Annotated in this window: 16 protein-coding genes and 1 tRNA gene; 2 read left to right on the top strand and 15 right to left on the bottom strand. The window is 64.3% G+C overall.

Annotated features, from left to right (window positions below; genetic code table 11):
- The 10 genes from QZ186_RS05685 to QZ186_RS05640 all read right to left on the bottom strand — a co-directional run.
- On the bottom strand, positions 1-1445 hold a 1445-nt coding region (locus QZ186_RS05685; RefSeq protein ID WP_296416117.1), incomplete at its 3' end, for a GNAT family N-acetyltransferase.
- Positions 1442-2431, bottom strand: a complete 990-nt coding sequence (locus QZ186_RS05680; protein ID WP_296416116.1) for a DMT family transporter — start codon at positions 2429-2431, stop codon at positions 1442-1444. The genes QZ186_RS05680 and QZ186_RS05685, both read right to left, overlap by 4 nt.
- Positions 2431-3177, bottom strand: coding sequence for a hypothetical protein (locus tag QZ186_RS05675; protein WP_296416115.1), 747 nt, complete (start codon positions 3175-3177; stop codon positions 2431-2433). Before QZ186_RS05675 ends, QZ186_RS05680 begins: the two co-directional genes overlap by 1 nt.
- 3 nt (positions 3178-3180) lie before the next feature.
- Positions 3181-4278 (bottom strand): Rieske 2Fe-2S domain-containing protein, encoded by a 1098-nt coding sequence (locus QZ186_RS05670; RefSeq protein WP_296416114.1) that lies wholly within the window; start codon positions 4276-4278, stop codon positions 3181-3183.
- Complete coding sequence (locus tag QZ186_RS05665) at positions 4275-4757, bottom strand: hypothetical protein (protein WP_296416113.1); 483 nt, start codon at positions 4755-4757, stop codon at positions 4275-4277. The genes QZ186_RS05670 and QZ186_RS05665 overlap by 4 nt, the downstream gene beginning before the upstream one ends.
- A gap of 32 nt (positions 4758-4789) precedes the next feature.
- The gene (locus QZ186_RS05660) at positions 4790-5056 is read right to left on the bottom strand and encodes a hypothetical protein (protein ID WP_296416112.1); all 267 of its coding nucleotides are present in this window, start codon (positions 5054-5056) and stop codon (positions 4790-4792) included.
- 154 nt (positions 5057-5210) lie between these two features.
- Positions 5211-5312, bottom strand: a complete 102-nt coding sequence (locus QZ186_RS05655; protein WP_071777940.1) for a DUF4278 domain-containing protein — start codon at positions 5310-5312, stop codon at positions 5211-5213.
- Between the two features lie 174 nt (positions 5313-5486).
- Positions 5487-5708 carry a hypothetical protein gene (locus QZ186_RS05650; RefSeq protein ID WP_296416111.1) on the bottom strand — a complete coding sequence of 74 codons (222 nt, stop codon included), beginning with the start codon at positions 5706-5708 and terminating at the stop codon, positions 5487-5489.
- Positions 5709-5833: 125 nt separating this feature from the next.
- The gene (locus QZ186_RS05645; RefSeq protein WP_010315026.1) at positions 5834-6325 is read right to left on the bottom strand and encodes a photosystem I reaction center subunit XI; all 492 of its coding nucleotides are present in this window, start codon (positions 6323-6325) and stop codon (positions 5834-5836) included.
- A gap of 43 nt (positions 6326-6368) precedes the next feature.
- Entirely contained in the window at positions 6369-6485 is a 117-nt protein-coding gene (locus QZ186_RS05640) for a photosystem I reaction center subunit VIII (RefSeq protein WP_010315023.1), read from the bottom strand.
- Between the two features lie 107 nt (positions 6486-6592).
- On the opposite strand from QZ186_RS05640, the gene QZ186_RS05635 reads away from it, so the two are divergent.
- Entirely contained in the window at positions 6593-7069 is a 477-nt protein-coding gene (locus QZ186_RS05635) for a HEAT repeat domain-containing protein (protein WP_296416110.1), read from the top strand.
- Here QZ186_RS05635 and QZ186_RS05630 read toward each other — a convergent pair.
- From QZ186_RS05630 to QZ186_RS05620, 3 genes are read right to left on the bottom strand one after another with little or no spacing between them, the layout of a single operon-like run.
- Complete coding sequence (locus QZ186_RS05630) at positions 7027-7995, bottom strand: glycosyltransferase family 2 protein (protein ID WP_010315018.1); 969 nt, start codon at positions 7993-7995, stop codon at positions 7027-7029. The genes QZ186_RS05635 and QZ186_RS05630 overlap by 43 nt on opposite strands.
- 51 nt (positions 7996-8046) lie before the next feature.
- Positions 8047-9108, bottom strand: coding sequence for a DUF819 family protein (locus QZ186_RS05625; protein WP_363155107.1), 1062 nt, complete (start codon positions 9106-9108; stop codon positions 8047-8049).
- Between the two features lie 17 nt (positions 9109-9125).
- Positions 9126-9878, bottom strand: a complete 753-nt coding sequence (locus QZ186_RS05620) for a C40 family peptidase (RefSeq protein ID WP_296416109.1) — start codon at positions 9876-9878, stop codon at positions 9126-9128.
- 17 nt (positions 9879-9895) lie between these two features.
- Here QZ186_RS05620 and QZ186_RS05615 point away from each other — a divergent pair, with 17 nt between their 5' ends.
- A complete protein-coding gene (locus QZ186_RS05615) occupies positions 9896-10789 on the top strand; it encodes a serine hydrolase (protein WP_296416108.1) in 894 nt (297 codons plus the stop codon).
- A 60-nt stretch (positions 10790-10849) separates the two neighbouring features.
- Here the strand turns inward: QZ186_RS05615 and QZ186_RS05610 are convergent.
- Positions 10850-10938: transfer RNA gene (locus QZ186_RS05610), tRNA-Ser, on the bottom strand.
- An 18-nt stretch (positions 10939-10956) separates the two neighbouring features.
- Positions 10957-12174: an alanine racemase gene (gene alr, locus QZ186_RS05605; protein WP_247479620.1), complete on the bottom strand. Its 1218-nt coding sequence runs from the start codon at positions 12172-12174 to the stop codon at positions 10957-10959.
- Positions 12175-12198: the final 24 nt, after the last annotated feature.

Raw genomic sequence — 12198 nt, 5'->3', positions numbered from 1 at the left:
TAGCCGATACGGCGCTGAATGCCAACGCACTCGTAGCCAAACCGCTGATGGAAGCGAATGCTGTGGTCATTTCCAGCCACCACCTTGGCTACCAAATGAACGTAGCCAAGGTCCTGTGCCTTGGCGATCAACTGTTGCAGCAGTTGGGCACCGACCCCCTGGCCCTGAGCGCAAGGGTGAACGTAAACCGACGTTTCTGCGCAGCGGCTATAGCCAGCACGGGGCGAGTAGGTCTTGAGCTCTGCCCAACCCAAGACCTCACCCAATCGGGTCGCCACCAAGAGACAACCTCGATCGCGCAGCTCCTCGCGTTTCTCAGCGACGGCCTGGGGAGCAAAGCGCCGCTCATCCATCGTGATCCCGCCTTGATCAATCGCCCGCTGATAAATCGCGGCGATGGCGGCATCGTCCCTGGGCTGGGCGAGACGAATCTGCAGCGCTGCATCAGCCCCTGCGAAGTCCGCGATCCAAGCGAGCAAGTGATCCAGGGCAGGGGGGCCACCCAACTGCTGTAAACGCGCAAAACCGCCGACGTTGCCAACGTTGATCTCGCTGACCCGCCAGGTACCGCAGTCGTCCTGGAGGAAGTCATAGCCAAGGACCCTGAGCCCCAAGGAGGCATAGGCGGGCCAGGTGGCTTCGATCGCCTGACGCTCTGCATCCGTAATCGAAGCCAGGGCGCAGCGGCCACCAGCCGCCACATTGTTCACCCAATGCCCTGTGGCGGAGCGCCGCACATAGGCACCCAGGATCTGGCCATCCAGAACAACAACTCGCTTGTCGCCCTCACTGGTGCGCTGGAGAAAACGCATGAACTGCAGAGGCTCATCCGTTCCCCGCTGGAGCTGCTCCAGCACGGCGCTCAGTGAGCGCTGTTCTGCCCGCTGACCATGGGCATGTTCAACGACATAAACACCTTGACTCCTGTGGAGTCGAAACACCCCCTGGGCTTGGGTGCTGTTGCCCTGTTTGGCAACCACTTGACCATGGCTCTCCAGAAAGGCTGCGATCTCAGTGGGGTCGCTGCTCACCAAGTGAGCGGGGAGGAAGGCCCCCGCCACCTCCGAGAGGAACTGCGGCTTGAGCTGCTGAATCTTGCTCGAGGGACGATTGAGAAAACGCAACCGCTGCTCGAGGCCCTGCAAAACCTGGAGGTAACCCGGGGGGAAGGGCTTCAGGCTGCGGCAGAAGACAACATCGATCTCACCGGCAACAAAGGGCAACGAGGGAGCCTTCCCCAGGGCTAAAAACGAAGGGTGATCAAGCTCGGCCGGCAGTGGCGTCAGCTGCCATTGGGACGCCAAACAGCCATTGATCTGATCAGCCGCCAGATGCAGGGGCTCTAAGGCGGAGTGCCTGGCTGCCGCTCTGTAAAAGCAAGGAACGTCGCCATCAGCGTCGGGGTAACGCCCTGGATCAGCGATCAACAGGAGCCTGGCGCTCATGTCACGGGTGAGATGGCATCGGCACCACTGGCTGCCAGTTCAGCCATCTGCTCACGCTCCTCCTTGGGCTTGGCGGGCTTCGTCTTGGCAAAGGCCGTGATCACAACACCAACCATGATCACGAGCAATCCCACCACTTGATTGCTGGCCGGCCACTGCCGGTTCAACAGGGCTGCGGCCAGGACACCAATCGCAGGAGCTGGGGTCGACCAGCGTCCAACACTGATGGAATCCAGCTTGCTTGAAGCATCGAACCAGAGGAACTGGGATATCACGATGATCAGCAAGGCGTAGATCGCCATCACGATCCAGAGCTCACCGGCAAAAGCATCGGCGAAGTGATGCGGGCCGAAGACAATGTTGGCGATGAAAAAGAAGATCACGCTGGAGGAGGCATTGCGCACAAACACCAAGGCCCGCAAGGAGACGTCCTGATCCAGGACCGCTTTCCCCAAGTTCGCGGAAGCGGCAAAGACCACGGTCGAGAGAAGGATCAGCGCATCCCCCTTATTGACCATCCAATTGGCACCAACAAGGGCCACCATCAAGATGCCGGCAATAATGAAGCTGAAGCCCAGCCACTCCCGCTTCGCGATCAACCGTCCAAACACAATGGCCCCAGACAGGGCGTAGAGCACTGGAGCCAATCTCCCAAGCAAGATCGCGTTGGTCGATGAGGTGTACTCCAGACCGGTGTAAATCAGTGCCGAGTTCAAGGCGGCGAGACCACCATCCAGGACCAAGCCCCAACGCACCCGCTTGGGCAGTCGCTTGAGGTCACTCCAAATGGGGGCTGGTTTAAACCAGATCAGGACCACCAACGCCGCGCATAGGTTGCCGACGAAGAGGACATTGCAAAAGGAGATCGGGGTTTCGGCGCCCTGACTGAGGGCGGCCCCATGCATCACCAAAAAGGCAATCAGAACCGGGCGCAGGGACGCCAAAACCCTGGAGAGCAATAACTCATGGCGGGGATCGAACTGCATCAGCCCAGGCGCCGGTAGGTCAGCGGATCAGCCTTTAGCGCCATGAGGTCGTCGTACTGAATGACTTCGCCCTCGATGGCGACGGCCTGAGCCACAAGATCAAGGACGCGATCATTCACAGTGCGGCCCTCTTGATCGATCAAGACCAGATCGAGCACCTCTCCCTCGGGGTTGTGGACATGAAAAACAGCAGGGACGCCACCACTGATGCAGCGAATGGCACAGCCCATATGGGTTTTCCCAGCGCCGGGCTTCATCACCCCTGAAAAACACTTGCTGTCGATGATTTCGCCCACCAGGGCAAAGGGGCCGAGGGAGGTTCCCTTCAGATTGGGCGCGGGCAGATCAGCGGGCTGCGGGATGGGCTGCGCACGCCGTGTGTTCATCACGCTCAAAGGCCCATGGCTGAAGAGCGAACCCTTCAACTGCACCCACTGCCCCTGGTGCTGCATCACAGCCTCCGGGGGCCTGGTTTTTCCCGGGCCAGCCAAAAGGATGCGGGAGTAGTGCGCCTCACCTGGCGTTTGTCCTGGGCGCGGCACCAGCACCTGCGCTCCGCCTGGGCCATCCAACAACAAGCCCGAGAGCTGTTTGATCGGTTGACGGCTACCCGCGCCGTACTGGTTCTGAAGACCGGGAACCCAGAGCCCCAGCACAACCATCACGCCAAGCATCAGTGGCAGGAACCAGCCCAGAAAACGGCGATGCGCCTTGGGGAGAGGTCTGTAGTGAATGAAAAAGTCCATCGCTCAGGCCTGCTGGGGAGGGCGGGGAGGCAGTCCGATGCGCACACGTCCCTGATGACACTCAACCGGGAACGTTGGAACGCATTCGGTAAACGGCGGAGGTGAGGCTCCGGTCTCCAGGCGGTACTCGTAGCCATGCCACGGGCAGACGACACAGCCATTCACGACCCGACCTTCTCCGAGGGGGCCGTTTTGGTGCTGACAAACGTTGGAGAGGGCAAAGAACTCGCTGCCCTGGCGGAACACGGCCACCCGCTCTCCCGCCAAAGCAAACACCTTGGCCCGGCCATCCGGGATCGCATCGATGGGCCCGAGATCCACCCAGCCCGTGGAATCAGGCTGCAGGGGGCGCCCATCAATCACCCATTCCCGCCAACCGCTGATCAGGTGAATGGCGAGCAGCCAGACCAGACCCGCCAACACCAGGGCTGCCAACCAGGGGGACTGGTTGGTTTGCAGGGCACCCAAGAAGACATGGCCCACCAATGCCGCATAGCCGACATAGACCGCCATGTGAATCGCCTTCCAAACCGGGGCCGTCAGATTCGTCAGCCAAAAGTCATGGCTGGTGGCGGCCATCACAAACAGAACGGCCAGGCCGATCACCCCGAGCAGCTCAAAGGGGAACAGGGCAAAGTCATTGAAATGGCCATTGCTGGTGAACAAACTCACCAGCGGCTCACGGTTGCCGAAGTCGTTGTACCAATTCAGAGCCCCATGGAAGCTCCATGGGAACTGCGGCGCCTTCTGGCCGAGCCAACTCCAAGGCTCCTTGGGCAGATGCCACCCGTTGACATGCAAGAACCCCAATAGGAACACCATCACACCCATGTGACGGCGGTTGAACAGCAGGGTGTGAAACAGCGGATTCAACCGTGCCAAGGGCCCGATCGAGAGGGTCAGATGCAACAGGATGTAGGCCGCACTGCCGTAGGCCCGAATTGCCGCCCCGTCGGTCTCGAGGGGAACATTGGCGGCCGCCGCCCACCAGTGGCTGATCCCCATGAAGAGCAGGAGATAGGCACTCACACCAGCTAAGAGGACGCCGTCATAGATGAGCTTTCGGCGCGTCCATTGCACCGCGACGTAGCCATGGCTCATGGCCGCTCACCTCCAGCAGACAAGGACGGCAACGCCCACGAGGCAACGATGCGCTGATCCAGCGGACTCACCAGCAACAACAGACCTGGCTGAGGAGACCGCAACGCACGCCCGACCACCACCGGTAAGCGGTAGCGGTGGGTCCCGGCTCCGGCGAGGGAACCCAACAGCTGAGCCTGCGCCAACGACTCAGGGCTCCTGTCGGTCGACGACCAATAGAGCAGTGGATCCGCCAAGTTGAGGGGTTCCTCTGCGATCAAGCGCAACTGAAGCATCGGGCCCAACACCAGCTGGCCCTTGAGCTGAGTGTCTTGGACCGGCCAATCGAAGGCAAGGAGGAGATCTCCCTCGGCTGTCGCTCCACCCAGATCGGCCCGAGCGAACAGGGGTGCCGCCGTTGCTGTGACCGGCGGGATCTCAGGGCGCTGAACAAGTGCACTCACCGCCAGCCAAGGCAGGAGAACCCCAAGCGCTGTCATCAGCCAGCGATGGGTCTGCCGTCGACTGCTGATCATGCCCGTGCCGCCAGCCGGTGGGCATTGCGTTCAACGGCTGGCGGAGCACCAAGCCAGAGCCGTTTGATCAGCCAAGGCCATAACAAGGCCAGTCCGGGAATGATCAGGAGCCGGAAGCCAATATTTCTCCATCCCTTCGCGGAGAAATCGATGCGTTGAACGCCAAAGATGCTGATCAGGATCGCGATGACCACGCTCGCGGAGGCATAGGCCCTCAGGCCATCGACGCCGGCACGAACAAGCGGCAGGGAACCCTCAATCACCTGGCAGATCAGTCTTGTTCGCGAAGACTAGAGATGCTCAAACGAAGGCACCACTGGATTGACCACACGCTGAAACACCAGAGCAAGAGCAGCGCACGAAACAAAAAAAAGCCCCGCAAGAGCGGGGCTTAAAGGCAAATCAATCAAGCAGGAATCACTTGACGTACTTGAGACCTCGGTAGTTCAGCTGAGGGTGCTTCTGGGAGACAGCCTCTTTGTTCTGCTGGTACTTCTGGCCGCGATAGGTGAGGGTCATGGATAGTTCCTCGGAGTCAGCCCAGGTCCCCGTTCCATGGCCTGGATCGAACTGCGCCTCAGGCAACCAAAAGGTGCCGAGGTGAACGTTTTGTAGCGGTTGCTACAGCACTGTTTTAGCCGCGCGGAAACCAGCCGTGTCGTTCAGGCGATTACAAAACTCCGATTTTGCCGATTAATCGCTTGGGCAGTTCTGCCGTGGGGTCAAAAAGAACAGCAAATCGCACTGAAAACGCGTGAAATCACTCAGGGCGTTCTCCACATCCCCCGGGTAACCCGCATCAGCCTGCGCCGAAGAGGGGAGCGGACCAATCGGCGGCGGCAGGGGCTCAGCCAGAGCCAACCCCGGCAAGGCCGAGAGGGTCGCCGCAAGAACAACAGCAGGCCAACGCGTCATCACAGCACCACAGCTCTACTGACTCCATAGCCATGGCCCAAGCCAACGGCAAGGCATCAAAAAACCCGCCAGACCCCCAAAGGATCTGACGGGCAAAGGGTGAATCAAGGATGAGCAGGCTGGACTCAGCCGACGCTCCAAACACCACCGGCGATCTTCACCAGGGGAGCCACGATGGTCGTGCCGGCGAGGAACCAGGCGAAGGCGGCACCGCCGCAACCGCCGAGCCAGAAGCCGCTGGCGAACTCGGCCCAACCCGCCTTGGTGAACAGGTCAGCAGGGGGGTTGTCGATGGTGGCGTCAGCCGGCTGCACGTTGGGGCCACGGCCAGCGGTGCCGTAGATCGACAGGCAGACCGTCAGGATCGAGACCAGACCCACAGCAGCCAGAAGACCAGCGGTGCTGGCGTACTCGGTGGCGCGCAGGGGGCCACAGATGGCGAAGGGGCCGTAGAGGAAGAAGCCATGGGCCATGCCCACTTCCAGACCGCGACGGTTGGGAGAGAGGGCGGGGCGATAAGCAGGCAGCGCGCTCAGGAAAGCGCGGCTGAAGTAGCTGCTGTTGACGGGAGTGGCCAGATTGCCGACACAGGGGTCGGCCACGGGGGTCACGGTCATCGGGGGAAGAACGTCAGGTGGCGCGGAATGAAGCGGCGACAGCTCAGTCGCGGGCTTCGATCACGTTGAACAGCAGGGCCATGGCCACAGCAGGAGCCAGGATCCCGACAAGTGGCACGAACACCGAGGGCATCCAGGCGGCGACGAAATCTCCGGTCATCAGCGTGGGCCAATACAGCTACCGTTCGGCACTGTAAGGAGCCCTGCCGGAGCTGCTCTTCGGGGCCTCAAGGGGCGACATAAAAGTTCAGACCACACCCCCAGCCCATGACCCAGGCACTCACCGGCATCGTCATCGCAGGCGTCCTGGCGGCCTGCTGGGTCCTTGGCCGGCCCAAGCGCAACATCCTGCGCTCCACCGATGCGTCCGGCATCGCAGCCCTGAACCGCGGGCAGATGGAGCTGGTCATCCCCTCTGACGGGAGCAACTCCAGCAATCAGGGCAGCCAGGACACGGTCGTCCTCCCCGCCGCCAGCGACCGGCGCGGCCGCCACCAACTGCTGCAACAGCTGGAGCAACAGTTCCGCGCGGGGGGTGAGCAGCGCCGCACGGCCATGGCCATCTGCCAGCTCTGGTGCCACCGCGAGGCCCTGCCCCTGATTCGCCGCGGCCTGCGCGATGCCGACCAGGTGGTCGCCCAGCTCGCCGCTGAAGCCATGTCCCACTTCCGTGGCCGCAGCAGCCTGCCTGTTGCCTCGCCTCAGCCGCTCAAGCTGCCGCGCAACGTCTCGCGAATGCGGTAAATCGGACGGCCCTGACTCTCGTGATAGGTGCGCATCTGCACCTCCGAGAGCAGACCAAAACAAAAGAGCTGCACGCCCGTGATCAGGGCCAGGACCGCCACCAGCAATAGGGGCCGGTTGCCGATCTCCGCGCCCCCCAACTTGACCATCAGCAGATAGGCGCTCAGCAGCGCCCCGATGGCCATGGCGCTCAGCCCCCCGAAACCGAAGACGTACATCGGACGGGTCAAGAAGCGCTTCATGAACCAGACCGTGAACAGATCCATCAGCACCCGGAAGGTGCGATCGATCCCGTACTTGCTCTGGCCGAACTGACGGGCGTTGTGGTTCACCTTCACCTCGGCGATGCGGGCCCCTTCGATGAAGGCCAAGGCCGGCAGGAAGCGATGCAGCTCCCCGTAGAGGTTCATGTCCTCCACCAGCTCGCGGCGGTAGGCCTTGAGGGAGCAGCCGTAGTCGTGCAACCGCACCCCCGTCACCCGAGCGATGAGGGCATTGGCGATCTTGCTGGGGAGCAGCCGGCTGACGGCATGGTCCTGGCGCTGGTGCCGCCAGCCGCTCACCAGGTCATACCCCTGCTCCAGGCGCTCCAGCAGCATCGGGATATCGGCGGGATCGTTCTGCAGGTCCCCATCCAGGGTGACGATCAAGCGCCCGCGGCTGGCGTCAAAGCCAGCCGCCATCGCAGCGGTCTGGCCGTAATTGCGGCGCAACAGAACCGCCACCAGCTCTGGGGCCCCGGCGGCCTGCTGGCGCAAGACCTCGGCCGTGCGATCGGATGAGCCGTCATCCACCAGCACCAGCTCAAAGGAGCGGCCCAGGGGACGCAGGGCCAGCAGCAGCTTCTCGACGAGCAGCGGCAGGCTCTCCTCTTCGTTGAACAGAGGCACCACGATCGAGAGGTCTGGAACGCTGGCGCTGCTCAAGAGGGACGGCTCAAGTTGGCTGGAACCTAGAGGAAAGCGCTCAAAAGAGGCTCAGCCCGGCAGCAGCCAAGCCACCCCCAGGCCCAAGTAGGTCCCGAGCAGATAGCCGAGCAAACCAATCGCCACCGAAGGCACGGCCAATTCAGCGCGGCCAATGGCGGTCGCCAGGGCCAGGGCCGTGCTGGGGCCGCCGATGGAGGCCTGGGAGGCCACCAGGGTCTCAGCCATGGGCCAGCGCAGCCAGCGGCGGAAGATCAAAAGCAGCAACGCGGCCTGCACCAGCACCACCACAGCCGCATAGAGCAACACCGGCAAGCCCTCCCCCAGCAGGCCCGCGACCGGGGAGCTCAGGCCCATCACCGTGAAGAAGGGCTGAATCAAGAGCAAGCCAAGGCCATAGCAACCGCGACGGCTGGCGGGCGCCGGCAACTGGGCCACCAGCAGCGCGACCGTTGTGAGCACCAGGATCGAGGGGACGCCCTGCAGCACACCCGTCAGCCCCTGGCTCAACGCCAACACGGCCAAGCCCCAAAGACCGGCCAGCCACCAGGAGCGCTCCGGCTGATCGCTTGGGGCCTCATTCGCCCAGGTCGCCTCCGGGGCCGCATCCGCCCTCAGTCCCAGCCAGGTGCTGATGGCGAACCAGACCGCGAAGACCACGTAATCGGCGGCGGTCGCCAGGGTCAGCAAGGTCTCTGGGGGATTCAGCGTCCGGGCCACCGAGACGAAATTCAGGCTGCCCCCGGTGAAGGTGGCGGTGTACATCCCCGCCAGCACGTCCCAGTCCTCCCCGAGCAGGGGATGCAGCAACCAGCCCCCCAGCAGCACCCCCAAGACCGTGCTCAGGGCCGCCACCAGAAACGGTCCGAGCAGTTGCCGGGCCTGGGGCCAGAGGCGCCGGAGATCGACCGCGAGCAACAGCAGGCCGATCGCCAGCGAGGTCAAGGGACCATTGACCCAAGAGGCGGCCTCGGCCTGCAGCTGCACCCCGGCCAGGTTGCTCACCAGCAGGCCGAGCAGCAGCACCACCATCGTCATGCCCAGCTGCCGGCCCCAAGCGGTGCGGCGCGCCAGCAGCCAGCCGAGGGCCGTGAGTGCGAGAACGAGAAGCAAAGACCAAACCATGGACATCAAGGCAGGGTGGAGCCGTCGTGGCAGCGCACCACACGGCCGGCGCCGCGCAGTTCCGTTCGGTAGTGAACGCTGACCGGATCGATCAGCTGGGGATCCAGACCATCGACACCCAGGCCATCGCGGCCGTGCTCCCGGCCAGAACTATGCAGGTAGCGGCCCTGCCCGAGATAGAGCCCCACATGGGTGCAGCGCTGGGGGCGACCAAAAAAGATCAAATCGCCGGGACGCAGCAGGCCATAGCAACCGGGCGCCACCGCGACGGGCTGGCAGAAGCGCTCCTGCTGGTAGGCATCCCGCGGGATCCAGACCCCCGCGGCGGCATAGGCCGCCTGGATGAAGCCTGAGCAGTCAAAGTCGGGCCCCAGGCTCCCGCCCCAGAGGTAGTGGTTGGCCTGCTGGCGCGCGGCCTCGGCAAAGGCCAAGACGGCAGGCAGGCGCTCAGCAATGGCCGACTCGGACCAGAGCTGCGCCCGTTGGCCCGCGATACAACGGGCATGGCCCAGCAGGTCCCGCGGATCAATCCAGCCGGGGTAGCCGTCCTCCAGCAACCGCACCCGCAGGCGCTTCCCGGTCGGCGCCGCTTGACCCAGAACCTGCAGGGCTCGGCCGGCCCAGGCCTGGGTGGCGAGGCCTGGCCCCGACCAATGGCTGTAGAGATTGAGCGGCGCATCGATGCGCCAAGAACTGCCCGGGTGCAGCAGCTCCAAGGCCACGGGTGTTCCCACGGACAACCTGCTTAACCTCGCCATGACCCCGAGTGGCTGCGATGGCGTTCTACTGCCCTGATGGGGAGATGGAGCAAGCACTGGTTGCGGCGATCAGCAGCCTGGAGCAGGAGGGCCGGCCGGGGCTGAGCGAGCAGCTGTCGGTCACCTGGATCCGCTACGGGCAGTCCCTGCGCGGCGGCACAGCTGGCGAAGGGCAGGGGACCCACTGGCGCGGCAACCAAGCCCGCTATCCCGCCAGCGTGGTGAAGCTCCTCTATCTCCTTGCCGCGGAAGCCTGGCTGCAGCGCGAGCTCATCGACGACACCCCGGAGCTGCGGCGGGCCCTGGCCGACATGATCCGGGATTCCAGCAACGACGCCACGGGGCTCGTGGTGGATCTCTTGACGGGAACCTGCAGCGGACCGGAGCTGCCGGCGGCGGCCCTGCAGCAGTGGAGCCAGCAGCGCCAACTGATCAACCGCTGGTACGGCGAGCTGGGCTGGCCGGAATGGCCGGGCAATAACGCCTGCCAGAAGACCTGGGGAGACGGCCCCTATGGCCGCGAGCGTCAGTCCTACGGCCCTGAACTGGAGAACCGCAATCGCCTGAGCAGCAACCTGACGGCCCGGGTGCTGCAGGCGGTCATGGCCCGGGAGTTGCTCTCCCCCAGCGCCTGCAGCCGGATGCAAGAGCTGCTCTCCCGCAGCTTGGACCCCGCGGCCCGCGCCGCTGACCCCGAGAACCAAGTGGATGGATTCCTGGGTGGTGGCCTTCCGGAGGGCGCCCAGCTCTGGAGCAAGGCCGGCTGGATGAGCCAGGCCCGCCACGACGCGGCCTACATCGAACTGGAGGGCAAGGCTCCGGCCCTGATCGTGGTGCTCAGCGAGGGCCCCGAGCGCGCCCAGGACGAGGCGCTCCTACCGGAGCTCTGCCGGCGCTTGCTGGCGCTCTAAACGAACAAAACCCCAGCCCGTGGTCGGACTGGGGTTTGATCGGGGTGTCCCGGTCGGGAACGGAGAGGGAGGGATTCGAACCCTCGACAGAAGTTGCCTCCTGTAACTCCTTAGCAGGGAGCCGCTTTCAACCACTCAGCCACCTCTCCAGTGGCCCGCAAAGACTATCAGGCGCTGGCACCGCGAACGGCCCGTTGGGGCAGCCGCGGCAAGCGGTGTTTGAAACCGCAGAGGATCTCCCAGGGGATGGTGCCGATCGGGTCGCTCCAGGCCGTGGGATCGATCCGCTCACCGGCCTCCTCCCCGAGCAGCGTGACGACGCTGCCGGCCTCCAGCTCCGGTACATCCGTGGCATCCAGCACCAGCTGATCCATGGTGATCGCCCCCACCTGGGGCACCCTCTGACCGGCGAAGAGCACCTCCAGCTGGTTGGAGAGCAGCCGCGGGACGCCATCGGCATAGCCAATCCCCACCACCGCCAGCCGGCTGGGCCGTTGGGTGATGAAGCGATGGCCGTAGCTCACGCCAACCCCGGCGGGGACCTCCCGAATCAAGCTGACCCGGGCACGGACGTGCATCGCCGGCTGCAGGTCCAGACCGGCGCCGAGGTGATCCGAGGGGCGCTGGCCGTAGAGGGCCAGCCCCACCCGCACCAGGTCGTAGTGCAACTGACGGCTGCGCAGCGTCCCAGCGGAATTGGCCAGGTGGCGGCAACCCGAGGGCAACTGCTGCTGCTGCAGTCCCGTCAGGACAGAGTCGAAGCGCTGCTGCTGGGTGGCCGTCAGGGCATCCAGTCCATCTCCCGGGGCATCGGCTCCGGCTAGGTGGGAATAGACCCCGGCCAGCTGCAGCGACTCCAGACCGGCGATGGCCTGAACCAACCGCGGCCCCTCCTCCCAGGGCGCGCCGAGCCGGCTCATGCCGGTGTCCAATTTGAGGTGGACCGCCAACTGACGACCGCTACCGCTGGCCAGGTTCTGGCAGAGCAACGCCTCACGCATGCCGCTGAGGGTGGGCATCAACTGCCAATGCAGGCAGGCCCGCAACTCATCCGGATGGCTGAGGTTGCCCAGCACCAGGACGGGCTGATCCAGGCCCGCCTGGCGCAACTCCACCCCCTCCTGAAGCGTGGCCACCCCAAAGCAACTGGCCCCACCGGCGGCGGCAGAACGGGCGACCGGGACCGCGCCGTGGCCATAGCCATCGGCCTTGACCACCGCCATCAGCGCAGAGCCCGGCTGCAGCGAGCGCCTCAGGGCCTCGGCGTTGGCCTGGATCGCCGCCTCATCGATTTCCACCCAGGCGCGCTGACGGGGATGGGGCTGCGGCGCCAAGGCAGCGGCCGCCGGGTCCTCGAAGGCAGCAGCAGGCGATGCGTCAACCATCCGCCCTTGGCAGTGCACCTAGCA

The sequence above is a fragment of the Vulcanococcus sp. DEBay_Sum29NL08_54 genome (assembly GCF_017859255.1).
Classification (GTDB): Bacteria; Cyanobacteriota; Cyanobacteriia; order PCC-6307; family Cyanobiaceae; genus Vulcanococcus.
This window is presented reverse-complemented; position numbering and strand designations above follow the sequence as displayed.